Source organism: Streptomyces pacificus (assembly GCF_011766325.1).
In the GTDB taxonomy this organism is placed as follows: Bacteria; Actinomycetota; Actinomycetes; order Streptomycetales; family Streptomycetaceae; genus Streptomyces; species Streptomyces pacificus.
In genome coordinates this window covers 232,097-255,657 of the sequence record NZ_BLLG01000002.1, presented here as the reverse complement: position 1 = coordinate 255,657, position 23,561 = coordinate 232,097, and the positions used below count along the sequence as shown (strand labels likewise).

Sequence of the window (23,561 nt, the reverse complement as noted above, 5' to 3'; positions counted from 1 at the left end):
GCGGCCCCCCCACCCGCGGCAGCGGCCGTTGCGGGCCTCACCTGAGCGGCCCTCCCGGCTCGCGCCCCACCGCCTCCCGGGGTCTGCTGTGGTCAGCCTGCCGACAGCGGAGGAGTGCGCATGCCGGACGGAACCACCGGCTCCGAGGGCCGCGACCTGGAGCAGCTGCGGGCCCGGATCGCGGCCCTGGAGTCGCGGGAGCCGCCGCCGCCCCGGCCGCCGCGGCACCGGGCGCGCTCGGCCCTCGCCGCGGTGCTGATCGTCCTCGGCTGCCTGCTGGCCCCGCTGAGCGCCGTCGCGGCCTGGGCCGACAGCGAGGTGGCCGACACCGACCGCTATGTCGCCACCGTCGCCCCCCTCGCCTCCGACCCCGCCGTGCAGGCCGCCGTCGCGGCCCGGGTCACGGACGTCGTGATGGAGAACATCGACATCCCCGAGCTCCTTCAGCAGGTGGCCCCGGCCGATCGCCCCCGTCTGGACGCCCTGATCGGCGGGGTCGGCGGCGCCCTGGAGAACGCCGTCCGCAGCTTCGTGAAGGCCCGCGTCCAGGACGTCGTCGCCTCCGATGTCTTCCGCAGGATCTGGACCGAGGCGAACCGGGAGATCCACGCAGCGGTGGTCAAGGCGCTCACCGGGGGCGGCGACGGCGCCATCAGGCTCACCGACAACGCGGTGCAGATCGACCTCGCGCCCGTGATCGAGGAGGTCAAGCAGCAACTGGTGAACGGGGGGCTCACCATCGCCCAGAACATCCCCGAGGTCCACACCGACTTCACCGTCCTGCAGTCCGAGGACATCGGCCGGGTCAAGACCGGGTTCCGGCTGCTCCAGCTCGCGGGCGCCTGGCTGCCGGTCGTCGGCGTGGTGCTGATCGCCGCCGGGGTGCTCCTGGCCGCCCACCGCCGCAAGGCCCTGGTGGCGGCGGCGCTCGGGGTCGCGGTCGCGACCGCGCTGCTGGGCGCGGCGCTGACGGTCTTCCGGGTGACCTATCTGAACTCCCTCCCCCAGGGCGTGTCCCAGCCCGCGGCGGAGGCCGTGTACGACACGCTCGTCCGCTTCCTGCGCAGCACGATCCGCAACATCGTGATGCTCGGTGTCGTCGTCGCCCTCGCCGCCTGGCTCACGGGGCCGGGCAGGTACGCGGGTCTCGTCCGCCAGCTGTGGACCTCGGGCATCACCGCCACCCGGGCCACGGCGCACCGCGCGGGCCTGCGCACCGGCCCCGTGGGCCCCTGGGTCCGCCGCTACCGGACGTGGATCACCTGGGTGCTGGTCGCCGCCGCCGTGCTGGCGTACCTCCTGTGGCCGTACCCCACCGCCTGGGTCGTCGTCGGGCTGGCCCTCGCGCTGCTCCTCGCGCTCGCCGTCGTGGAGTTCCTGGCCCAGGACACCGACCGGGCCCCCGGGCCGGCGGACCGGGAGCCCGCGGCAGGCGGAGGCCCGCCGGGCGCCCCCCGCTCCCCGGACTCCCGCTGAGCGCCCGCCCGCCCTGCGGGCGGGGGCCGTCCGCCCGGTCCGCCCGGTCCGCCGGGCACCCGGTCCGCCCCGGTGGCCCGCTCAGCACGGCCGGCGCCACGCGTCCAGCTCCAGCCGCTTGCGCATGGAGGACAGCCCGAGCCGCCGGGACTCGGCGCAGAAGTCCTGGTTGGCCAGCGCGTACTCGACGTGGAAAACGGCCTTCCCCGCCGCGATGAACGGCGTGAGCTTCGCGCACTCGCCGTACTGGGCGCACTCCTCGTTGACCGCGAAGTCGAAGTCCCCGACCAGCTCCGCCACCTGGGGCAGGTCGTTCTTCAACCCGACGGACAGGCCGCGGTCATGGGCGATTCGGGCGATCATGCGGTTGTAGGCGAGCTGATCGGCGGCGGTGAGGGGGAAGCCGGTGTCGTTGAGATAGGCGTCCAGCAGATCGGGTTCGACCGCGTCGAAGCCCTTCTCCCGGCACATGTCGAAGCGCCTCTCCATCAGCGGGCGCAGCACGTCCAGCCGGCGGATGTCGAGCCAGCGCTCGCCCTCCCAGCCGTTCGGCCGCCCGCGCACGGAGACCGGGAAGTCCCCCTGGTCGGGGCGGAAACGCTCCCAGGCACCGGCGTTGATGTAGCAGATGACCTTGCGTCCGTCCCGGTGCAGCCGCGCGACGTCGCGCGCGCTGTTCTCGAAGCCGTCGATGTCGTACACGGGCACGTCGGCGGACGAGGGATCCGCGCGGCCGTCGAGCTGCCACTGCCACGCGGTGCCGGGCCGCGGCTGCCAGCGGGCCCCGTCCGGCACCGGCGCACCGCCCGCGCAGCCCGCGAGCAGCAGCACGGCCGCCACCAGGCACAGCCGGGCGACACGGAGGCGGTTCACCGAGCCTCCCCGTACAGTGCGGGCGGCGGTGAGCCCCAGGGGTTGGGCAGCGAGCCGGTGACCGCGCAGGACACCGCAGCCCCGCGCTCCACTGCGGCCCGGGCGGCGACCCCGGCCAGCGCCGTCGGCACCTCGTACACCAGGTGGCAGAACCGCTCCGCTGGATGGCGGGCCGTCCACCGCGGCCGGGTGAAGGAGGAGAGATAGACCGGCCACGGGCCCTCGAACGTCACCAGCAGGTCCGCGACCCTGGCGTATCCGGGTGCGGGGTGCACCCCGTGGTTGAGGACGACCGTGCCCGCGCCCCGCTGCCGCGCGGCGCGGACGAGCCGGCGGCAGCGGGGCAGCGCGGACCGGTCGGCCGGCACCTGGTCGAAGAAGCACCCGTCGGGGCCGTACCAGTCGCGGTAGCGGTCCAGGTCGCCGGTCACCGCCGGGTCGGGCCGCATCCCGTAGTCCAGGTCGACGTAGCCGAAGACCGGTGTGCCCGCCGCCCGCAGGGCGCGGGCGGCGGAGACGAACGCGGGGTCGGGCGCCGCACCGGGACCGTCGCCCGGGTTGAGCACCACCCCGTATACCCGTTCCCCCGAGGCCGTGACCAGCTGCCAGGCCTCGGGGTCCGTCGCGGGATGCACATAGAGGGGGACGAGCAGCGTCATGCCACCGGATCCGCCTTCCCGGGGGCGCCGACCGAGGCCCACAGCGCGGCGAGGGAGTCCGCCAGGGTGAACCGCGGCTCCCAGCCGAGCGCCTCCCGCGCGGCTGTGATGTCCGAGCACTGCCAGGCCACGCCCGCGGAGCGGGACGACCCGGCGCCGGCCTCCTCGATCCGGCCGCGGAACCCCGCCACGGCCACCAGCCCCCGCACCAGCTCCCGGATGGGGACCGCCCGGCCGCCGCCGATGTTGAGGATCCGCGGCAGCGGCCCGGCCGTTGCGGCCGCCGCGACGGCCCGGGCCAGGTCCCGCACGTCGACGAAGTCGCGATGCGCGGAGAGGTCGCCGAAGCGCACGACCGCGTCCCGGTCCCCGCCGGCCCGGCGCAGCCGCAGAGCGGTGCCGCCCGGCAGGCTCATCGGGGCGGCGCCCGGCCCGACCGGGTTGCCCACGCGCAGCACGACCGCGTCCAGTCCCGACGAGGCGACGGCCACGGTGCCGGCCAGCTTGGTGGCGCCGTACGAGGCCGCCGGCCGGGTCGGCGCGTCCTCCGCCACCGGTACGCCGGGCTCGCAGGCCCCGTACTCGGCGGCCGAGCCGAGGTGCACCAGCCGGGCCGTCGGTGCGGCCCGCAGCAGCGCCGCGCACAGCACGGCCGGGCCGCGGGCGTTGACCTCGGCGTCGGTCACCGGGTCGGCGCCGAGGGAGCCCGCGCAGTTGACCACTGCGTCGGGGGAGAGGTCCGAGAGGTTCTCGGCCAGCCGCTCCGCGTCGGCCGTGGCGAGGTCGACGTGGAGGTCGGCGTCCGGGGACCGGCCGCCGCCGAACAGCCGCACGCCTTGCAGCGCGCCGAGCTGTGCGGCGATATGGCGGCCGAGGTACCCGGTGTGGCCCAGGACGAGGATGCGCATGGCGGGTTCAGGCTCCCTTGAGCAGCAGTGACTGGTGCGTGGTGAACTCGGCGTTGGCCCGGTCGTAGTCGTCCGGCCGCCCGATGTCCAGCCAGTAGCCGTCGAACTCGTAGGCCTGCGGAGGTTTGCCGGCCTTCAGCAGGTCGAGCACGAGTTCGTCGAAGCCGAGCGGCAGCCCGGCGGTGTAGCCGTCGAGCGTGTCCAGGGACAGCCCGTACACGCCCATCGAGACGCGGTAGTCCATGGACGGCTTCTCGGCGAAGCCGACCACCTTCCCGGCGTCCGTGGTGAGGACCCCGAAGTCGATGTGCACCTTCCGGGCGTAGGTGGCGATGGTCAGCGCCGAACCGCCCGTCCGGTGCCGGGTCAGCACGTCGGCGAAGTCGAGGTCGGTGAGGATGTCCCCGTTCATCACCAGGAACGATTCGGGCAGCCGGTCCCGCATCGTCAGCAGGGGCCCCATGGTGCCCAGTGGGTTCTCCTCGGTCGCGTAGTCGACGCTCAGCCCCCATCGGGAACCGCTCCCGACGTAGGCGCGGATGATGTGGCCGAGATGGCCGACGGCGATGGTGCAGCTGGTGAAGCCGCTCGCCGCCAGCTGGCGCAGCACGATCTCCAGGATCGCGTGCCGGTCGCCGATCGGGACGAGCGGTTTGGGCAGCGCGGTGGTGTACGGGCGCAGCCGGATGCCCTTGCCTCCGGCGAGAATCACTGCGTGCACGGTAGCCCCCTGTGAGTACGGTGGTCGGTGGTCCGCCGGATCAGACGTTGTAGATGCCGGTCTTGTAGCGGGCGAGGTTGGCGGGGTCGCGGAAGAACTCCACCGTCCTGGCGAGGCCCTGCTCCAGGTCGAGTGCCGGAGCCCAGCCGGTCGCCTCCCGCAGCCGGGTCGCGTCCGCGACGAGTCGCATCACCTCGGAGTCCGCGGGCCTGATGCGCTGTTCGTCCTCCCGGATGTCCAGGTCGGTGCCCATCACCTTGCCGATCAGCCCCACCAGGTCCCCGATGGAGATCTCGCCGCCGGTACCGGCGTTGAGGGTCCGGCCGACGACCGCCTCGGCCGGTGCCGTACCGACGGCGAGGAACGCCGCCGCCGTGTCCGTGGCGTAGGTGAAGTCACGGGTGGGGCGCAGGTCGCCGAGGGTGATGGTGTGCTTGCCGGCGGCGACCTGTCCGATGACGGTCGGGATGACGGCGCGCATCGACTGGCGGGGGCCGAAGGTGTTGAAGGGCCGCAGGGTGACCACGGGGGTGGCGAAACTCGCGTGGTAGCTGTCCGCCAGCCGGTCCCCGCCGGCCTTCGACGCGGCGTACGGGGACTGGGTGTTGATGGGGTGGTCCTCGGTGATGGGCACGGTCTGCGCGGTCCCGTAGGTCTCGCTGGTGGAGGTGTGCACCAGCCGCGGGGTCTCCAGTGCCCGCACGGCCTCCAGCACGTTGAGCGTGCCCGTGACGTTGGTGTCCACATAGCTGTGCGGAGCGCGGTAGGAGTAGGGGATCGCGATGAGCGCCGCCAGGTGGTAGACGGTGTCGGCTCCTTCGGCGAGCGCGCGTACCGAGCCGGGGTCGCGGACGTCGCCCAGCACGATCTCGACCTGGTCGAGGACGTCCTGCGGGAGGGTCTCCAGCCAGCCGTAGGAGGAGAAGGAGTTGTACTGCGCCATGGCCCGGACCCGGTGACCGGAGGCGACGAGGGCCTCGGTGAGGTGGGAGCCGATGAAGCCTTCGGCTCCGGTGACGGCGGCGAGCGGTGCGGTTGTCACGTGGTCTTCCTTTCGAAAGGGGCTCCCCGGAGGGAGCAGCGGGTGGTGTGCGGCGGTGTGGTGTGCGGTCCTGCGGTGGTGAGGGGTTGTGTGGTGGTGACCGGAGGCAGTGGTAGGGGCGCGTCGGACCGGGAGCGGTGGTGGGAGCGCGGCGGACGGGCAGTCGCGTCCGGCTGATGGCGACGGCTGGTGAGGACGGCTGGTGAGGACGGCTGGTGAGGACGGGGCCGCCCGCGGCTGTGCGGGCCCGCGGCCCCGGCGCGGCGGTCGCCGCGAGTGGCACGGGACTGGCGGGCATCGGGGTCAGGAGTGCGCGGTGGGCCGGCCCAGGCACCGCACGGCGCCTATGACGAGCACCGCGGTGGCGGTGCCGCAGCAGACCAGCGGCCAGGCGGTGCCGGGTGGGCCGCCGAGCAGGGTCACGGCGGCCACCGCGGCGGCCGCGGTGAGCGCGACCAGGGCCGGGAACCAGGCGAGGCCGAACGCCTGGAGCAGCAGGGCGGTCCAGAGCAGCGCGGCGAGGGTCAGCAGGGGCGCGGGTTCGGCGCCGGTGAGCAGCGTCGCCAGGACGAGCGGCAGCAGATAGCCGCCCAGGCACAGGGCCAGTGTCCGGGCGGACCGCAGCCGGAAGACGGCCTCGTTCGCCGAGGCCCGCAGCGCCGCGACCGACAGTCCCCGGTAGCGGTACAGCAGCCATTCCGCGGGGCCCATGCTCAGGGTCAGCGCGATGACGGCCCAGGGCTGGTGCCGGCCCACCGACACCACCAGCGTGCCCGCGGCCAGCCCGAACAGCCCGTACGGTACCGAGGCCGCCAGCGGCGGCCGGGTGGAGCCGCCTTCCGCGGGCGCGGCCAGCATCCCCCGGATCTCGCGGCAGGCGGCGGTGACGGCGAGCACCACCGTCAGCACCGGCAGCGCGATGCGCGCCGGCGCACCCGGGTCCCACCACGGCAGTGTCGCCGCGCCCGCGGCCATCGGTGCGAGCGCGCCGAGCAGCAGCGGTTCCCGGCCGCGGACCAGGAGCACCCCGGCCGCCGCGAGGTACAGCGACTGCCCCGCGCCGAACAGAGCCGCCGGCCCCGGCCCGGCGACCGCGAGAGCGGCCGTCGAGGCGAGCAGCGCGCCCGGAGGGGCACCCAGGAGCAGTGTCCGGCCCGCCTCGCGGGGCCCCGCGGCCAGCCGGAGGTACGCGCGGTGGCTGAGCGCCTGCCCCCACGCCCAGGACAGCAGGCCCGCGGCCACCAGGGCGTACACCCCCCGGGGCGAGTTCCACAGCCCGCCGGTGAGCAGGTAGGCCAGCCCCGGCAGGGCGAACAGCGCCCCGCGCAGGGCGCACCGGACATGGTCCGGCGCCCAGGGATCCGGTCCGGGCGGCGGCTCGGGGAAGCTGCGCGGCACCCGCCGGTACAGGTCGGCCGCGAGCGAGAACAGGTCGGGGTGCCCGTAGCGCTCCCGGGTCTGCTCGCCCGTCAGGCCCTCGGACTCCAGCAGGGCCGCCACCTCGTAGGCGTGCACCGCGGGGCCGATGCGGTCGGCGAGTTCGGCGGCCAGTACGTCCACCGGGTCGTCCGGCGTCCTTCGGCGCCGGGGCAGGCGCAGCGACAGGGTGGTGTCGGGCGCGGCGAGCCGCAGGGCCAGGGTGTCGCCCTGCCCGCCGTCGGGTTCGAGCGCCATCGGCCCGCTCATCCGGCCACGCTCCCCAGCGGTACCTCGTCGCTGAGGGGGGTGCCCCAGGGGTCGGCGAGTCTGGTCCCGCGGACGGTCAGCTCCAGATAGATGGCGCGGAAGGTGTCGATGGTCTGGCGGAGCGTGAACTGCTCGATCACCCGCAGCCTCGCCGCCTGGCCCATGGCCGCCCGGCGCGGGGGATCGGCCAGCAGTTCCAGCGCGGCCTCGGCCATGGCCCCCGGGTCGCGGGGCGGGACGACCAGGCCGGCGCCGCCCACCGCCTCCCGGACGCCGCCGACGTCGGTGGAGACGGTGGCCCTGCCGCACGACATGGCCTCGATGAGGGTGAAGGGGAATCCCTCGCTGATGCTGGAGAGCATCACGACGTTGCCCGCGGCGTACGCGTCCCTGATGTCGTCCACCCGGCCCTCGAAGGTGACGGCGTCGCCGTGGCCGAGCGACGCGGCGAGCGCCTCGCATCGCTCCCGGTACGCCTCGCCGCCGCGCGGTGTGCCGCCGAACAGCCGCAGCACGGCACCGGGAACGGCCTTTCGGACCTCGGCGAACGCCCGGATAAGGGTCTCCAGGTCCTTGATGGGGTCGACGCGCCCGGCCCAGCTGAGCGTCGGCTGCTCCGGCTCCGGGCCGGCCTCGGGAAAGGCCGCGGGATCGACTCCGTTGTAGACGGTGCGGATGAGCCGGGGGTCGGCGCCGCCCTGCTCCTCCCACAGCCGGTTGTAGCGGTTGCCCGGCGTGATGAGGGCCGCCCGGCGGTAGCTCTCCTCGGCCAGCAGCCGGAAGAAGCCGAGCAGCAGCGCCTTCACCGGCCAGCGGTAGGGAGCGGTCCGGTAGCCGAGATAGCGTTCACGCAGATAGACCCCGTGCTCGGTCAGCAGCAGCGGGACCCCGTGGAGTTCGAGGGCGGCCAGCCCCGGCAGCACCGCGACACCGCCGCTGACGGCGTGCGCCACTCCGCGCTCCGGCGGCCGGGCGGCGAGCGGCCGCAGGGCGTGCTCGAGCAGCGCGGTCGCGGTGACGGCGTCATGGAGGCTGGGTCGCGCCTCGCGGACGGTCAGACCGCGGCGGTTCCACACGGCGGTCAGCACGCGCAGGGCGCGGTCCCCGCGCAGCGCCGCTCCGAGCACCCCGTCCCGGGCGGCGTGCGCCAGTTCGTACAGGGCGGGCGGGAAGCCGTCCTCGGCCGCAGGGTCCAGCAGTGCCGTCAGGAACCGCTCGTAGGCGGACATCAGCAGGCGCTCACGCCGGCCGCGCGGGGCCGAACCGGGGGGCGTGGGGCCCCACATGGGTATCGTGACCGGCTCGGCGACGTGCGGGGGCAGCTCCCAGGCGACGGACTCCCGTCCGGTGCCGGTCACCGCGATGACGTCGAAGTCCATGTCGGGTATGCCGCGGACGAGCTGGTCGCACCAGACGCTCACCCCGCCGTGACTGTGCGGGTAGGTGCCTTCGGTGAGCAGGGTGACGTGCGCCGCGTCTCGGCGCGGCGCACGAGGCGATACGTGCATGGATGGGCTCCACGGCAGGAGGGCGCGAGTCTGCGGCGGGTTCCGGACGCCGAGCCGGTCTGGTGACGGCGTGCGGCGTCCGGAACCCGCTTCCTCGCGGGGCGAGCTGGTGCGGCCGGGTCGTTCGGGTCAGCGCTCGGCGCCGGCGGGTCGGCGCTCTGCGCCGGGGGGCACGGGCCGTTCGGCGCCGGCCGGCAACGGGCCGTCCGGAGCGGGGGCCGTGGCACGGGCGGGACCGGAGGAAGGGGCGCCCGCCGCGGGGGCCGACGGCAGTGACAGGGTCACGCCGTCCTGGCCGGGTCTGGACGGCGCACTTCCGGAGACGGTGCCCGCGTAGGGCTCGCCGAAGGCCGCCGCGCCGTCCTGGAGGACCCGGGTGGTGCCCGCCGGCATGGTGGCGCGGACGGCGGTACCGGGCGGGGCCGTGACGGTCACCGTGTCGCCGATCCGGTACGCCGTGATCCGCCCGGCCTGCATCGCGCCGTCCCACGCGGCCCGTTCGCGCAGTTCTTCCCCGACGTCGCTCATCCGGGGGTTCACCAGTGGGGTGTCGTCCGCGTACAGCTCCGCGTACCGGTCGAGGATCCGGTCCAGGACCGGGTACGCGATGCGGTCCTCGGCGAGGTTCGACTGGTGGATGAAGTGCGGGCGGGGGTCGTTGGCCAGGACGTGCCCCATGGCGATCCGCGCCTCGAGGGGGACGATGTGGTCCGGGTAGCCGGTCGCGGGGTCGAGCGGGGCGTCGAGACAGGTGGTCGTGGCAGAGTCCTCGCAGATGCCGCTGCCGCCCTGGGCCCGGCTGGTGTAGATCCAGTTGTACTCGTCGACCTGCTCCGCCTCGCGGCCCGCGTTGTAGAACACGTTCATCGGGTGGCGCGAGACGGTGAGCGCGGGACCGACCTGGCGCTGCACCGGGTCGCGGGAGTTGTCGGAGGCGAGCCAGCCGACGGCGTTGTCCGCGAGCGCGGGGGCGAGGTGCGGATTGTCCTCGGGCTGCTGCGGCAGCAGCTTGAGCCCCGAGTGCTCGCCCGTGACCAGCTCGCCGCTGTCCAGCGGCAGTCCCGCGTCCTCCGCCCACCGGCGGTTGTCGGCGATCTGCCGGGATATCTCGTCCCGTCCGACGTAGCGGACGGTGCCGTCCGCGTTCACGGCGCACTTCCAGGGCACGACACTGACGTCCTGCTCGCAGCCCAGATAGGGGTGGTCGTAGGTGTGGTTGATCCAGCGGAACGCCTCGGGCTCCTCGGTCAGCCGGTCCGCCAGCGGGTCGGCGCCGCCGTGCTCCTCCCGGTACTCCACGCTGCCGCCGCCGTTGTACGCGAGGTCGAGGGTGAAGTCGCGGGACCGCGACCACTCGACCGCGTGCGCGGCGTCGCCGGGGGTCATCCTGATCGGGTCGGGTGTGCCCTCGCCGGGCCGGCAGTCCACGTCCCCCGGTGTGCAGTCGAGTTCGGTGTCCCAGCGGTCGTCGCTCGCGAACACGTCGTCGACATGGACCGAGAACCAGTTGCGCGAGGTGCCCAGCCGGACTTCCTGCGTCATCCAGTCGACGATCCCCCGGGCGAGCAGCCGGAACTGCTGCTGGTACTGGTTGGCCACGAAGGTGACCACCAGTTCGCGGCGGCCGTCGTGCCGGTACTCCCCGACGAGCGAGCCCCGGCCGGTCCCCGAGGGGAGCGGGGCGTCGACATAGGTGGTGAAGTCGGCGCCCGCCCGCGGCCTGGAGAGGAAGCCCCAGCTCTCGTCGACCGCGGGGTCGTTGTCCTCGAAGGTGAAGGCACCCTCGAGATAGCCGAAGGGCCCGTCCTCGCCCGCCGCGGTCACCTGTGCCGTGATGCCGTCGACCGGCCCCGCGTACCCGCCGTTCACCGGGTACTCCAGGCCCGCCTGGGGCCGCGCGTAGGTGTACGCGTCGACCTGCGGGATCGCGTAGGTCCGCTCGTACGCGGCGAGGGCGGCCATCTCCGGTGAACCGGCGGGGAACGGGTTGTCGTTGGGCAGGACCACGGCCTGGTACTTCGCGCGGGGCCGGCCGTCGATCTCGTCGGCGAGGAAGGCGGCGTCGATGACGGGCCGCCCCGCGTCCTCGAGATCGACCACGGTGTACGGGGTGCCCGCGCCATCCAGCTCCGCGGCGATCGCGGCCGTGGCCGGGCCCCCGTCGAAGACCACGAGCACCCTGAGGTCGATTCTCGGCGCCGGTTCGGCCGCCTGCACCGGCGACGCCGGCAGTCCGCCGAGCGCGATGGCGAGTGCTCCCGCGGCGAGCGCGGTCGTGCGTAAGGTCCGCCGGACGCGGATCCGCTTCATGCGGTGGTGTCCCTCCCCATGACCCCCGGCACAGCGGCGCGGCTGCTCCCCCCGGAACGCCGTGCTGCTATGCCCTGTCCCGAGACATAGTGGAGGCTGCGTGTGGGTTCCGTGCGGCTACGGTGAAAGTTGACGGAAAAGTGCAGGCGCTCTGCGGGCGCAGCGGCTGGGGCCGTAGGCCCGGGAGCCCGTCCGGTACGGAGCCAGAGGCTGGCAGCGGCCGGGAGGACGGACAAGGCCCGGGGCGAGGGGGACGTGCATTTTCGGCCAGCGGCGCCGGTCATGCCGGTGGTGCAGGCGGTAGCCGGGGGGTCGGGTGGCCTGAAGTGCCGAGGGTGCCGCACGGTGCGAGCGGTTCTTCTGGTGCGTGTGGTGTGGATGGTGCATGTGGTGTGGGTGGCCGGAAAGTGCCGATGGCGTGCCCGGCGCCCGCCGGGTTCCGCCGTCGGCCGCGTGCCGTCCGCTCCGGGGTGTGCGGGCCCGCCCCGGCGGACGCCGGCGCGGGCCCGCGCCGGCGTCCGCCGGAGGGTCCGGGGGAGGGCAGGGCCGGTCCGGCGGAGTACCCCGGCGTTCGGCCCGCCGCGTTCCCCGGTTCCCCGGTTCCCCGGTTTCCCGGTTCTCCGGTTTCCCGGTTTCCCGGTTTCCCGGTTTCCCGGTTCTCCGGTTCTCCGGTTCCCCGGTCGGGTCTCCGGGTCTCCGGGGTTTCCCGGTTCCCCGGAGGCAGTGCCCGCAGGGGCGGGCGAAACCGGTTCCGCCGGTCAGGAGCCGGCCGGTTCCGTGGGCGCGCAGGCCACCCGGGTCTCCGGCATGGCGTGGATGCCGTCCTTGGTGCTCTGCCCGTTGTCGTACTCGTAGTACAGGTACGAGTAGAAGCCGATGGTGCCGTTGCAGCCGGAGTCGGCGGCGACCTGGTACGTGAGGGTGACGGTCCGGGACGTGCCGGGGGCCAGTGGGATCTCGTAGTCGACGCCGAGCGCGGTCGAACCGATGCCCGAGCACGCGGCGCCCTCGGCGGTGCAGGACACGAAGCTGTACACGAGGTCCTTGCGCTGGGTCGTCGCCCAGGTCGGCTGGACCGACTGGTACACGAACCAGATGTCCGTGGACTGGTTGTTGGTCAGGGTCATCGTCAGTGACACGGCCGACCCGGGAGTGGTCACCGGCTGGTCGACGGTGAAGGCCAAGTCCGGTGCGTCGGCGGCGGCGGGCTGCGCCGGTCCGAAGCAGAGGAGGGCCGTGGCGAGGGCCGTGGCGAGGGCGGCCGGCCGGAGGAGGCGTGTCAGATGTGTGATGCGCATGGGCCGGGAGGCTAGGAGACGCCGGTGTCCGCGTCTGCCCCGCTCCGGGAGCTTCGCGCACCGCCCGGCCCGAAACCGCCGCGGCCGCGGGCGGGACTGCGGATCCGGGCCGCCGTCCGCCTGGGCGCATATGCGCCGGACACAGCCGGTGCCGGCGCACTCCGGATCCGGTCGCTCACCGTGCGTGGGGCGTCACGCAGCGGGAGCGCGACAATGGCCGGTTCCGCGCCCGGGGACGGCCCGCGCCTCGCCCGGGCACCGGCGGTCCGGGTGGGCGGTCCGGGTGGGCGAACGCCAACGGCTCCCGGAGTGCGGACGGTGCGGACCGGATGGACGATGGAGCCGACGAGCGGAGCCGCCGTGAGCGAGCAGACCTTCACCCCGGGCACGAGCAGCCGTGCGCTGGTCGAGCTGCGCCATGTGGACAAGCACTTCGGTCCGCTGCACGTCCTCAGGGACGTCAGTCTGACCGTGGACCGCGGTGAGGTGGTCGTCGTCATCGGCCCGTCCGGCGGAGGCAAGTCCACGCTCTGCCGCGCCATCAACCGCCTGGAGGTCATCGACTCCGGCGAGATCGCCATCGACGGCAGGCCGCTGCCCGCCGAGGGCAGGGAACTCGCCCGGCTGCGCGCCGACGTCGGCATGGTCTTCCAGTCCTTCAACCTCTTCGCGCACAAGACCGTCCTGCAGAACGTGACCCTCGGCCAGATCAAGGTCCGCAGGAAGGGCCGGAAGGCCGCCGAGGAGCGGGCACGCGGCCTCCTCGACCGGGTGGGCGTGGGCACCCAGGCGGACAAGTACCCCGCCCAGCTCTCCGGCGGCCAGCAGCAGCGGGTGGCGATCGCCAGGGCGCTCGCCATGGACCCCAAGATCATGCTGTTCGACGAGCCGACCTCCGCCCTCGACCCGGAGATGATCAACGAGGTGCTCGAGGTCATGCGGCAGCTCGCCCGGGACGGCATGACCATGGTGGTCGTCACCCATGAGATGGGATTCGCCCGTTCGGCCGCCAACCACGTGGTGTTCATGGCCGACGGCAGGATCGTGGAGGAGACGACACCCGACGAGTTCTTCACCGCCCCCCGCACCGACCGCGCCAGGGACTTCCTCTCGAAGATCCTCCACCACTGACGCCCGGCGCCCGCGTCGCCCCCGTGCGCCGCCCCGGGGCCCCGCACCCGCCAGCGATCCCCAGGGATGATCACCATGAAGCCTCGCAAGGTCCCCGCCGCGGCCACCGCGGTGCTCATGCTCGCACTCGCCGCCACGGCCTGCGGATCGGGCGGCGGGTCGGACGACGGGAAGAAGGTCACCGTCGGCATCAAGTTCGACCAGCCCGGCGTCGGCCTGAAGACGCCGGACGGCGACTACGAGGGGTTCGACGTCGACGTGGCCCGGTACGTGGCCGGGCAGCTCGGCTACGCCCCCTCCGACATCGTCTTCAAGGAGGCCAAGAGCGCCGACCGCGAGACGCTGCTCCAGCGCGGCGACGTCGACTTCATCGTCGCCTCGTACTCGATCAACGACGAGCGCCGCACGAAGGTCGACTTCGCCGGGCCGTACTTCCTCGCCCACCAGGACGTGCTCGTCCGCGCCGGCGACGACTCCATCACGTCACCGGCGGACCTGAACGGCAGGAAGCTCTGCTCGGTCACCGGCTCCACTTCGGCGCAGAACGTCAAGAACGAGCTCGCGCCGCGGGCCCAGCTGCAGGAGTACGGCGGCTACTCCGAATGCCTGACCGGCCTGGAGAACGGCACGATCGACGCCGTGACCACCGATGACGCCATCCTCGCCGGCTATGCGGCGCAGGACCACTTCAAGGGGAAGTTCCGGCTGGGCGGCTTCGAACTGAGCGACGAGCTGTACGGGATCGGTGTGAAGAAGGGCGACACCGAACTGCGGAGCGACATCGACACGGCGCTGCGGAAGATGGTCCTGGACAGCGCGTGGCAGAGGGCCGTCGAGGCCAACTTCGGGCCGGCCGGCTACCGCAGCGAGCCCCCGCCGGGCATCGGCGCCCCCGCGGCCGAGACCCCGGCCGGCTGACACCGCCGCCCCTGCCGGCCGGCACCCCGCCCGCCGAGCCCCCCGCCGGCCGAGCCCCCCGCCGGCCGAGCCCGAGACCACCTCAAGAGGCGCAACCGTGTTCGACTTCCTTCAGGGTTACGACGTGCTGGGGGCGTTCTGGACGACCGTCCAGCTCACCCTCTGGTCCGCCATCGGATCCTTGCTCTGGGGCACCGCGCTGGCCGCGATGCGGGTCAGCCCGGTGCCCGTGATGCGCGGCTTCGGCACCTGGTACGTCAACGTGGTGCGGAACATCCCGCTCACCGTGATCATCATCTTCACGTCGCTCGGCCTGTTCCAGACCCTGGGCGTCAGCCTCGGCGCCGGCACCTTCACAGTGATCAACTTCCGGCTGGCCGTGCTCGGGCTGATCGCCTACACGTCCGCGTTCGTCTGCGAGGCACTGCGGTCCGGCATCAACACCGTGCCCCTGGGCCAGGTGGAGGCGGCCCGCGCCCTCGGGCTGGGCTTCACCCAGGTGCTCGGGCTCATCGTCCTGCCCCAGGCGTTCCGCTCGGTGGTGGGCCCGCTGGCCAACGTGCTGATCGCCCTCACCAAGAACACCACGGTGGCCGCGGCCATCGGCGTCCCCGAAGCCGCCCTGCTGATGCGGGAGATGATCGAGAACGAGGCCCAGCTCATCCTCATCTCCGCCGTCTTCGCCGCCGGTTTCCTCGTCCTCACCCTCCCCACCGGCCTCTTCCTGGGCTGGGTGAGCAGAAAGGCGGCGGTGAGGCGATGAGTTCCGTCCTGTACGACACTCCCGGGCCCCGGGCCAGGCGGCGCAGCATCCTGTACACGGCGGGCTTTCTCCTGGTCCTCGCCGCCGCGGCCTGGTGGGTGGTCACGGGCCTCGCCGAGAAGGGGCAGCTGGAGTGGTCCAGATGGGCGCCGTTCTTCACCGACTCCCGGGTGTGGACGACGTTTCTCCTGCCGGGCCTGGAGAACACCCTGATCGCCGCCGCACTCGCGCTGGTCATCGCGCTGCCGCTCGGCGCGGTCCTCGGCATCGCCCGGATGTCGGACCACTGGTGGGTGCGCGGCGCGGCGGGCACGGTGGTGGAGTTCTTCCGCGCCATCCCCGTGCTGATCCTGATGCTGTTCGCCAACGCAGCCTACGCCGCGTTCTTCGACGTCAGCCCCGAACGCCGGCCGCTGTACGCCGTGGTCACCGGTCTGGTGCTGTACAACGCCTCGGTACTGGCCGAGGTCGTACGGGCCGGCATCCTGGCGCTCCCCCGGGGGCAGTCGGACGCGGCCAGGGCGATCGGCATGCGCAAGGGCCAGACGATGCGGTACGTACTGCTGCCGCAGTCGGTGACGGCCATGCTCCCGGCGATCGTCAGCCAGATGGTGGTCATCGTGAAGGACACCGCGCTCGGCGGCGCGATGCTCGGCTTCTCCGAGCTGCTGGCGTCGGTCCGGCCGATCAGCGCCAACTACGGCGCCAACACCATCGCCAGCTTCACCGTCGTCGCCGTGATCTTCATCGTGCTGAACTTCGTGCTCACCTCGTTCGCCGCCCGGCTGGAGGGCCGGCTGCGGCGCGGCCGGAGGTCCACGGGCGCGGTGGTGGCCGCGGACGCGGTCGAGGAACTGGCGACGCCGGGCGAGCACGTCGGGCACAAGCCGGAGCCGCCCGCGCGGTCCTGACCCGCCGTCCGCCGGAGCCGTCCGCCGGAGCCGCCCGCGCGGTCCTGACCCGCCGTCCGCCGGAGCCGCCCGCGGGGCGCCGGCCCGCCGTCCGCCGAGCCGCGCGGGCCGGAGACGCCGCGCGTGCCACCGTCGTACGGCCGCCGAGCGGCGGTAGCTCCGCCGTCCGTGTGGCGGTAACGACCGCGTCCCGGTGCGCTCCGCCTGTGCCGCCCGGTCACCGGAACCGCCGAGCCGCGCCGCGTCCGCGTCCGCGCCCAGGCACGGGCACGGCGACGCGCGACCGTGCCCGGCCGGCCGAATCCCCCCGGGGCTTCCTGCTGCTCCGGATGGCCGCGGGGCGGTTGAGCGGCCCGATGCCGTGCAACGAGTCAGGGACATGGCCATCGGTGCATCTCATACGACCGCTCCGCGGGAGCCGGGCGACTCCTCAGGGCAGCAGGGCCGGAGCGGAGGCGGCCGGTGGCGTCGCCCCGCGCCACCGACCGCCGTCGCCCTGTTCCTCGCCGCGCTGCCGCTGGCGCTGCTGGCGGCCGCCGCCGCGCTCGGCCGCCATGTGCGGCCCAGCGCCGACGAATGGTGCTTCCTTCCCGTGGTCCGCGACCAGGGCATCGGCGCAATCATCGGGAAGTTCTACGTCACCGACAACGGCCGGGTCGGCAACGGCCTGCTCGTGGGCCTGTACGCCAGGTTCCCCGTGGCGGGCCACCAGTGGTACGCGGCCTTGAGCGCGCTGCTCGTACTGGCCGTGCTCTGGGCCCTGGTGGCCCTCGTACTGCGCCGGGCCCGCCAGTCGTCCCCGCCCGGGCTCCCGCTGCTCGTCGCCGCGACGGCCACCGCGGTGTTCCTCCTGGCCACCCCCAACACCTACAAGACCCTCTACTGGCCCGCGGGGTCCGTCTCGCACACCCTGGCCCCGGTACTGGCCTGCTCCGCCGTCCTCCCCGCGCTGGCGGCCGGGACGCGCCGGGGCCGGGCCGGGGCCCTCGCCGCGGCGGCGGCCGCCGGTGCCTTCACCGGCACCCTGTCCGAGGAGACCTCGGTCGTGGCACTCGTGGTCCTCGGGGGACTTCTGCTGTCCGGCCGCCGGCTGGTCACGGACCGGGCCTGGCCGTTCCTGCGGACCTGGGCGCTGACCGGCGCCGCCGGGGTCGCCGTCGGCACCGCCGTGCTCGTCACCTCGCCCGGGTCCCGCCACCGGCGCGAACGCTTCGGCGCCGGGCCCGCATCGGTCCTGGCCCCGGACTCCCTGGCAGCCGCGGCCCGAGGCTTCGCCGGGATCGCGGAGACCGTCCTGACGACCTGGCAGTACGGAGGAGTCCTCGCCGCCGGGATCCTGCTCGGCCTGCTCGTCCGCCCCCACCGCGCGGGCCCTGCCGTGCTGCGCCCCTGCCGCCCGCTGCCGCTCGCCTGCGCCGGCCTGCTCGCCGTCCTGGTCTCGGGCTATCTGTGCACCGTCATCACCTATCCGGTCTTCGGCCCGCGCGTCGTCACCGCGGCCCGGACCTGGAACGACTACCTGCTGCTGTACGTCCTGTTGCTCGCCGGCCTCGGAGCCCTGCTGGGCCGGGCGCTGCGCCGCCGCGCCGCCCGGCGGTGGACGGCGGTGGCGGCCGCCACCGCCGCGGCGCTCTGCACCGTGTCCGTGGTGGGTCTGGCACCCCCACTGCAGCGCCTGGGCCAGGAGATGCGGCTGCGGGCCGGGCAGTGGGACCGCCAGGACGCGTCGCTGCGCGCGGCGGCCGCCCGCGGCGCCGAGGCGGCGCCGTACACCCCGACCCCGGTCGCCGGGATGCTCGAACCGTTCCGCGACGGGGGCCGCCGCGCCTGGCCCGCCCGGTGCGTCGCCGAGTACTACCGGCTGGACGCGGTCACTCGCTCGACGCGGGTTCCGTGACCGTCGGCGTCCGCCGGGCCCCGGACATGATCGCCCAGCGTGCGACCAGGAACGTCAGGGGGGTGGCGAGGACCCCGGCGGCGATCGCCGCGAGATGCTCGTCCATGCCCAGCCGGGTCACGGCCAGATGGAGCAGCACCCCGCTGCCCACGAGACCGGCCGCCCCCGACAGCGGATAGCGCACGAACGCGCGCCAGGTCGGCCGGGTGCGCAGGGTGACGCAGGAGTTGAGCAGGAACGATCCCGTCACTCCCACGCCGTAGGCCAGGGCGTGCGCGGCCAGGTACGGCAGCCACCTCAGCAGCAGCGCGTACACGCCGTAGTACACACCGGTGTTCACCACCCCGACCAGCGCGAAGACGGCGAACTGCCGCAGACCGGCGGCGTTCACCGGCGGGACCGGGACCGGGACCGGGGCCGCGCCGCGGCCGCCGAGGGGACGCCGTCCGGGTGACCGGGGGCAGGGGCGTCGGTCTCGGCCACGACGTAGTGCGGCCGCCGTTTCGCCTCGTGGTAGATCCGGCCGACGTACTCGCCGATCACACCGAGGGTCGCGAGCTGGACGCCGCCCAGGCCGACGACGGCGGTGATGAGCGTCGCATACCCGGGTGTGTCGACACCGTCGACCACCGTGTTCACGACGATCCACCCGGCGTAGCCCAGGGCAGAGAGGAACAGCCAGAGGCCGGTGTGGATCGCCAGGCGCAGCGGGCGGGTGTTGAACGACAGCAGCCCGTCGATGCCGTAGTCCACCAGCCGGCGGCCGCCCCACTTGGAGCCGCCCGCGGCCCGTTCGGCGTTCCGGTACGCGAAGCCGGCCGTCGGGAAGCCGATCCAGGAGAACAGCCCCTTGGAGAAGCGGTTGCTCTCCGGGAGCGACAGCACGGCGTCGACGGCCCGGCGCGACAGCAGCCGGAAGTCGCCCTCCCCGTCGGTGACCTCCACGTCCATGAAGTGCCGCACCAGCCGGTAGTACGCGCGGCTCACCGCGGTACGCAGGGCGCCCTCGCCCGCGCGGTCGCGCCGGGCGACGACCTGGTCGTAGCCGTTGCGGTGCAGCTCCAGCATGCGGGGGACCAGTTCGGGGGGATGCTGCAGATCGGCGTCCATCAGCACCACCGCCTCGCCCCGGGCCATCCGCATCCCGGCGAGCAGGGCGGCCTCCTTGCCGAAGTTGCGGCTGAAGGACGTGTAGCGGACGCGTGGGGAACCCGCCGCCAGCGCTCTGAGCCGGTCCGCCGTGCCGTCGCCGCTGCCGTCGTCGACGTAGCAGATCTCGAAGCGCGTGCCGGTGGGCTCCAGTGCGGCGACCAGCGCCGCGTGGAAGGCGTCGATCACCTCGCTCTCGTCGAAGCAGGGGACGACGACCGTCAGCTGGGGGTGCGGCATCCCCCCAGTGGAACGCGGGAGGGGGCGGCAGGCCGCGGTACCTACTCCGCACGAGTGTGTCGGGGCGACCGGTCCCGGTGTCCCCGGGCGGGGCCGCCGGTGTCGTGGGCCCGGGTGCCGATGTCCTCCGGCGGGGCCGCGGCCCCATGACGCCCGCGGGGCCGCGGCCCCGCGGGCGTCATGGCGTCCTGGCGTGCGGCGCGCGCCTTCCGGTCGTGAGCAGACCGGCGGGCCCGGCCGGACCCGAGCGGGCGCTCACTTGACCGAACCGGCCATCACCCCCTGGACGAAGTGCCGCTGGAAGGCGAAGAACACCACCACCGGCACGATGAGCGACAGGAAGGCACCCGGCGCCAGCACGTCGATGCTGCTGCCGAACTGCCGTACCTCGGACTGCAGGGCCACCGTGAGCGGCTGCGAGGAGCTGTCCGCGAAGAGCAGCGCCACGAGCATGTCGTTCCACACCCACAGGAACTGGAAGATCGCCAGACTCGCGATCGCCGGACGGCCCACCGGCAGCACCAGCCGGGTGAAGATGCGCCACTCGCTGCCCCCGTCCATCCGCGCCGCCTCCAGCATCTCGCGGGGGATGTCCGCGAAGTAGTTGCGCAGCAGGAAGATGGCGAAGGGCAGCCCGTAGGCCACGTGGAAGAGCACCACACCCGGAATCGTGCCGAACAGCCCGAGCTGGCCGAAGAGCTTGGCCACCGGCAGCAGCCCCACCTGGACCGGCACCACCAGCAGCGCCACCACGAGCAGGAAGATCCAGTCCCGGCCTGGGAACTCCAGCCAGGCGAAGGCGTATCCGGCGAGCGCCGCGAGGACGATGACCAGCACGGTCGCCGGCACCGAGATCAGCACGGTGTTCCAGAACGCCTGGGTGATCCCGGCGTCTCCCAGCAGTTGCGTGTAGTTGTCGAACGACAGTTGCCCGGGGCGGGCCAGCGCGGTCCACCAGCCGCTGCTCGCCGTGTCCTGGGCGGAGCGGAGCGAGGACAGCAGCAGACCCGCGAGCGGCGTGATCCAGACCAGGCCGACCACCACCAGGAGTGCCTGCACCGCGCCGTTGCCGAGCCAGCGGCCCAGCCGGCCGCCGGACCTGTTCCGCGCCGTCCCGCCGGTGGCGGCCGGGCCCTTCCCCGTGGCCTGGCCGGCGGCTCGGCCGACGGCGGGTTCGGTGGCGGCGCTCATGACTGGCTCCTGCGGAAGCGGCGGACGTTGAAGACCATGGCGGGGACCACCAGCAGCAGCAGCAGGACGCCGAGCGCGCTGCCCAGCCCCTGGTCGTTGCCGCCGCCGAAGGACACCAGCCACATCTGGGTCGCCAGCACCGTGGCGTCCTGCTGCACCGGCCCGGGCGCGATGATGTAGACGAGGTCGAAGACCTTCATCACATTGATCACCAGGGTCACGAAGACCACGGTCAGGATGGGCGCGAGCAGCGGGACGGTGATGCTGCGGAACACCTGCCACTCGTTGGCCCCGTCCATCCGGGCCGCCTCGAGCGCGTCGCGCGGCAGCGCGGACAGTCCCGCCCCGATCAGCACCATCGCGAACCCGGTCCAGATCCACAGGTACGCGCCGATGATGGCCGGGGTGATCAGCGCCGGCCCGAGCCAGGAGATCCCCTCGGGGGGTGGGGCGAAGTTCTCCGCGGGCAGCCGCACCGAGTAGGAGCCGGCCTCCAGGCCCCGGAAGGCGAAGGAGCCGTCCGCAGCGGTGGTGGCGGTGGCGGCGGTCCTGCCGTCCCGGACCGCCTCCACGGTTATCCCGGGCAGCCCGCTCTCGGCCGGGTCGACCTTGCCCGGCTCACCGCCGCCGCCCGGGGTGAAGTCCAGGTAGACCACGCCGGACAGGGCGTCGGCGTCCTTCTTCGATGCCGCCCCGTACGCCGGGCGGGCTTCCGCGGGGAGGTCGGCGGGCTTCACCCCCACGAGTCCGAGCGCGAGGGTGTCCCCCGGTGAGGCGGACCCAACCGTGGTGTAGGACGCGTCGGGCGCCTTGGCCAGGCCCTTGCCTTCCCGGGCGCGTGCGGTCGGGTACGGCGACGAGTCCGCGAACACGTCGTGCACCCCGACCACGGCCGCGTTGAGCACGCCCCTGTCCGGGTCCTCCTCGTAGGCGAGTCGGAAGATGATGCCGGCGGCGAGGAAGGAGACGGCCATCGGCATGAACAGCAGCAGCTTGAACGCCGTGGCCCAGCGGACCTTCTCCACCAGGACGGCCAGGACCAGCCCCAGTCCGGTCAGCAGCGTCGGCGCGACGACGACCCAGATGGCGCTGTTGCGCACGGCCGTGAGGGTGACCGGGTCACGGAACATCTCGGTGTAGTTGCCGGCGCCGACGAACCGGGTGCCGGAGGCGTCGAAGAGGCTGCGCCCCACCGAGAACAGCACCGGATAGACCACCAGGGCGCCGAGCAGCAGCAGCGCCGGCAGGACGAAGGCCAGGGCGGCCAGACGACGGCGCCGCCTGGCGCGGTGCCGTGGATCGGCGGCCCCGGGCCGCCCCGCGGAGGGGGCGGCGCCGGGTGCGGAGACTGCGGTCATGGGCCGTCAGTCCTTGTACGCCTTGGCCGCGGCGTCCTCGAGACGGGCCGCGGTGGCCTTCGGGTCGGACGGGTCGCGCAGGAAGTCCTGCAGCAGCTTCCACTCGCCGGCGCCCTTGGTGCCGCCGAAGGCCGCGGGGGCCTGGTCGGACATGTCGAAGCGGACGGAGTCACCGGCACCGATCAGCGACTCGGCCGTCTCCCGGGTGGTGTCGTCGCCGTAGGCGGCCAGGTCGAGCTTGGTGTTGGGGGAGAGGAAGCCGCCGGCCCCGGCCCAGACCGCGGCCGCCTCCGGGGTCGCCAGGTACTCCAGGAACGCCATCGCGGCCTTCTGGTTCTTGCCGTCCTTCAGGACGACCGCCGCGTCGCCGCCGCTGACGACGGGGGCCTTGCCGCCGTCGACGGCGGGGAAGGGGAAGAAGTCGGCGTCCTCGCCGATCTTCCTGCCGAACTGGTCCTTGGCGACACCGGCGACGAAGTCGCCCTCGTAGACCATGCCCGCCTCGGGGTCGGGGCCGAAGACCTTCTCGACGGAGCCGGGGAAGTCGGTGGCGAGGGCGCCCTTGCGGCCGCCGGCGATCAGTTCCTCGTCGGAGAGCAGGTCGCCGAGGGTGGTCAGCGCGTTCACCACGCTGGGGTCGGTCCACTTCAGCGTGTGGGCGGCGAGCTGGTCGTACTTCTCCGGGCCTGCCTGGGAGAGGTAGATGTTCTCGAACCAGTCGGTGAGCGTCCAGCCGTCCTCGCCTGCGACGGCGAAGGCGGGCAGACCCGAGTCGGAGACGGCCCGGCCGGCCTTCAGCATGTCCGCGTAGGTGCTCGGCGGCTTGACGCCCGCCTGGTCCAGTGCGTCCGGGCTGTACCAGACCGTCGACTTGTGGGCGGCCTTGAAGTAGAGGCCGTACAGCGACCCGTCGACGCTGCCGTAGTTCTTCCACACCGGGGCGAAGTCGGCGTCGACGGACTTCTCGGCGGTCTCCGACAGCGGGGTGAGCCAGCCGCTCTTCGCGAACTGCTGGAGCACGCCGACCTGGGGGACCATCACCACGTCGGGGGCGTTGCCGCCCTCGATCTTGCTGCCGACGACGGTGGAGACGTTGTCGCCGGTGGAGACGAACTGCGTCGTGGCGCCGGTCTTCTCGGTGAAGGCGTCCAGCACCTTCTGGAAGTTCTTCTGCTCGGCGCCGGACCAGACGGCGGCAACCGTGATCGTCTGGCCGTCGAGGGCCCCGCCGTCACCGCCGGCCGGGGCGGCGGGGTCGCCGCCGCAGGCGGTCGCGCCGAGGGCGAGGGCCAGGGCGGTGCATCCGGCGAGCATCGTGCGTCGTGGGTTCATGGCTGGGCTTCCTTACCGGTCGGGGAAACGGGCGGAGCGTCGTTGAAGGGCCGCGGCGGCCGGGGCCGCCGCGGAGGGGGCGCGGGTGCGGCGCTGCGGGAGGGGAAGGGCGGGAGCGGAGCCGGGGGACAGGTGCGGCAGGGCGGGGCGGGGAGCTGCGGGTGCGGCAGGGCGGGAGGATGGGGAACCG

20 protein-coding genes are annotated in these 23,561 nt (G+C 73.6%); 6 read left to right on the top strand and 14 right to left on the bottom strand.

Going from position 1 to position 23,561, the window contains the following annotated elements; translation table 11 throughout:
- Window positions 1-120 precede the first annotated feature (120 nt).
- Window positions 121-1,476: a hypothetical protein gene (locus SCWH03_RS04000; protein WP_254076546.1), complete on the top strand. Its 1,356-nt coding sequence runs from the start codon at window positions 121-123 to the stop codon at window positions 1,474-1,476.
- 81 nt (window positions 1,477-1,557) lie between these two features.
- On the opposite strand, the gene SCWH03_RS03995 is transcribed toward SCWH03_RS04000, so the two are convergent.
- The 9 genes from SCWH03_RS03995 to SCWH03_RS03955 form a co-directional block, all read right to left on the bottom strand.
- Entirely contained in the window at window positions 1,558-2,349 is a 792-nt protein-coding gene (locus SCWH03_RS03995; protein WP_173261869.1) for an endo alpha-1,4 polygalactosaminidase, read from the bottom strand.
- Complete coding sequence (locus SCWH03_RS03990) at window positions 2,346-3,008, bottom strand: spherulation-specific family 4 protein (RefSeq protein ID WP_173261867.1); 663 nt, start codon at window positions 3,006-3,008, stop codon at window positions 2,346-2,348. Before SCWH03_RS03990 ends, SCWH03_RS03995 begins: the two co-directional genes overlap by 4 nt.
- On the bottom strand, window positions 3,005-3,916 hold the full coding sequence (locus tag SCWH03_RS03985; protein ID WP_173261864.1) for an NAD-dependent epimerase/dehydratase family protein: 912 nt from the start codon (window positions 3,914-3,916) through the stop codon (window positions 3,005-3,007). The genes SCWH03_RS03990 and SCWH03_RS03985 overlap by 4 nt, the downstream gene beginning before the upstream one ends.
- A 7-nt stretch (window positions 3,917-3,923) precedes the next feature.
- Window positions 3,924-4,637 carry a sugar phosphate nucleotidyltransferase gene (locus SCWH03_RS03980; RefSeq protein WP_173261861.1) on the bottom strand — a complete coding sequence of 238 codons (714 nt, stop codon included), beginning with the start codon at window positions 4,635-4,637 and terminating at the stop codon, window positions 3,924-3,926.
- Between the two features lie 40 nt (window positions 4,638-4,677).
- Window positions 4,678-5,679, bottom strand: a complete 1,002-nt coding sequence (locus SCWH03_RS03975; protein ID WP_173261858.1) for an SDR family NAD(P)-dependent oxidoreductase — start codon at window positions 5,677-5,679, stop codon at window positions 4,678-4,680.
- Between the two features lie 303 nt (window positions 5,680-5,982).
- Window positions 5,983-7,353 (bottom strand): hypothetical protein, encoded by a 1,371-nt coding sequence (locus SCWH03_RS03970; RefSeq protein WP_254076545.1) that lies wholly within the window; start codon window positions 7,351-7,353, stop codon window positions 5,983-5,985.
- A gap of 8 nt (window positions 7,354-7,361) precedes the next feature.
- The gene (gene pelF / locus SCWH03_RS03965; protein WP_173261851.1) at window positions 7,362-8,873 is read right to left on the bottom strand and encodes a GT4 family glycosyltransferase PelF; all 1,512 of its coding nucleotides are present in this window, start codon (window positions 8,871-8,873) and stop codon (window positions 7,362-7,364) included.
- A gap of 129 nt (window positions 8,874-9,002) precedes the next feature.
- Window positions 9,003-11,183 (bottom strand): hypothetical protein, encoded by a 2,181-nt coding sequence (locus SCWH03_RS03960; protein WP_173261849.1) that lies wholly within the window; start codon window positions 11,181-11,183, stop codon window positions 9,003-9,005.
- Window positions 11,184-11,941: 758 nt separating this feature from the next.
- Window positions 11,942-12,481 (bottom strand): hypothetical protein, encoded by a 540-nt coding sequence (locus SCWH03_RS03955; protein WP_173261846.1) that lies wholly within the window; start codon window positions 12,479-12,481, stop codon window positions 11,942-11,944.
- Between the two features lie 336 nt (window positions 12,482-12,817).
- Between SCWH03_RS03955 and SCWH03_RS03950 the strand changes: the two genes are divergently transcribed.
- The 5 genes from SCWH03_RS03950 to SCWH03_RS03930 all read left to right on the top strand — a co-directional run bounded on the left by SCWH03_RS03950 (window position 12,818) and on the right by SCWH03_RS03930 (window position 18,101).
- The gene (locus SCWH03_RS03950; RefSeq protein WP_272491040.1) at window positions 12,818-13,612 is read left to right on the top strand and encodes an amino acid ABC transporter ATP-binding protein; all 795 of its coding nucleotides are present in this window, start codon (window positions 12,818-12,820) and stop codon (window positions 13,610-13,612) included.
- A gap of 75 nt (window positions 13,613-13,687) precedes the next feature.
- Complete coding sequence (locus SCWH03_RS03945) at window positions 13,688-14,530, top strand: glutamate ABC transporter substrate-binding protein (protein WP_173261843.1); 843 nt, start codon at window positions 13,688-13,690, stop codon at window positions 14,528-14,530.
- A gap of 97 nt (window positions 14,531-14,627) precedes the next feature.
- Complete coding sequence (locus SCWH03_RS03940; RefSeq protein WP_173261840.1) at window positions 14,628-15,293, top strand: amino acid ABC transporter permease; 666 nt, start codon at window positions 14,628-14,630, stop codon at window positions 15,291-15,293.
- Window positions 15,290-16,204 (top strand): amino acid ABC transporter permease, encoded by a 915-nt coding sequence (locus tag SCWH03_RS03935; protein ID WP_173261837.1) that lies wholly within the window; start codon window positions 15,290-15,292, stop codon window positions 16,202-16,204. Before SCWH03_RS03940 ends, SCWH03_RS03935 begins: the two co-directional genes overlap by 4 nt.
- A 379-nt stretch (window positions 16,205-16,583) precedes the next feature.
- Complete coding sequence (locus tag SCWH03_RS03930; protein ID WP_173261834.1) at window positions 16,584-18,101, top strand: DUF6056 family protein; 1,518 nt, start codon at window positions 16,584-16,586, stop codon at window positions 18,099-18,101.
- On the opposite strand, the gene SCWH03_RS03925 is transcribed toward SCWH03_RS03930, so the two are convergent.
- The 5 genes from SCWH03_RS03925 to SCWH03_RS03905 all read right to left on the bottom strand — a co-directional run bounded on the left by SCWH03_RS03925 (window position 18,076) and on the right by SCWH03_RS03905 (window position 23,371).
- Window positions 18,076-18,492, bottom strand: a complete 417-nt coding sequence (locus tag SCWH03_RS03925; RefSeq protein WP_173261832.1) for a GtrA family protein — start codon at window positions 18,490-18,492, stop codon at window positions 18,076-18,078. The genes SCWH03_RS03930 and SCWH03_RS03925 overlap by 26 nt on opposite strands.
- Complete coding sequence (locus SCWH03_RS03920) at window positions 18,489-19,490, bottom strand: glycosyltransferase family 2 protein (protein WP_173261828.1); 1,002 nt, start codon at window positions 19,488-19,490, stop codon at window positions 18,489-18,491. Before SCWH03_RS03920 ends, SCWH03_RS03925 begins: the two co-directional genes overlap by 4 nt.
- 255 nt (window positions 19,491-19,745) lie before the next feature.
- The gene (locus SCWH03_RS03915) at window positions 19,746-20,681 is read right to left on the bottom strand and encodes a carbohydrate ABC transporter permease (protein ID WP_254076544.1); all 936 of its coding nucleotides are present in this window, start codon (window positions 20,679-20,681) and stop codon (window positions 19,746-19,748) included.
- On the bottom strand, window positions 20,678-22,039 hold the full coding sequence (locus tag SCWH03_RS03910) for a carbohydrate ABC transporter permease (RefSeq protein WP_173261825.1): 1,362 nt from the start codon (window positions 22,037-22,039) through the stop codon (window positions 20,678-20,680). Before SCWH03_RS03910 ends, SCWH03_RS03915 begins: the two co-directional genes overlap by 4 nt.
- 6 nt (window positions 22,040-22,045) lie before the next feature.
- Window positions 22,046-23,371, bottom strand: a complete 1,326-nt coding sequence (locus SCWH03_RS03905; RefSeq protein WP_173261822.1) for an ABC transporter substrate-binding protein — start codon at window positions 23,369-23,371, stop codon at window positions 22,046-22,048.
- Window positions 23,372-23,561: the final 190 nt, after the last annotated feature.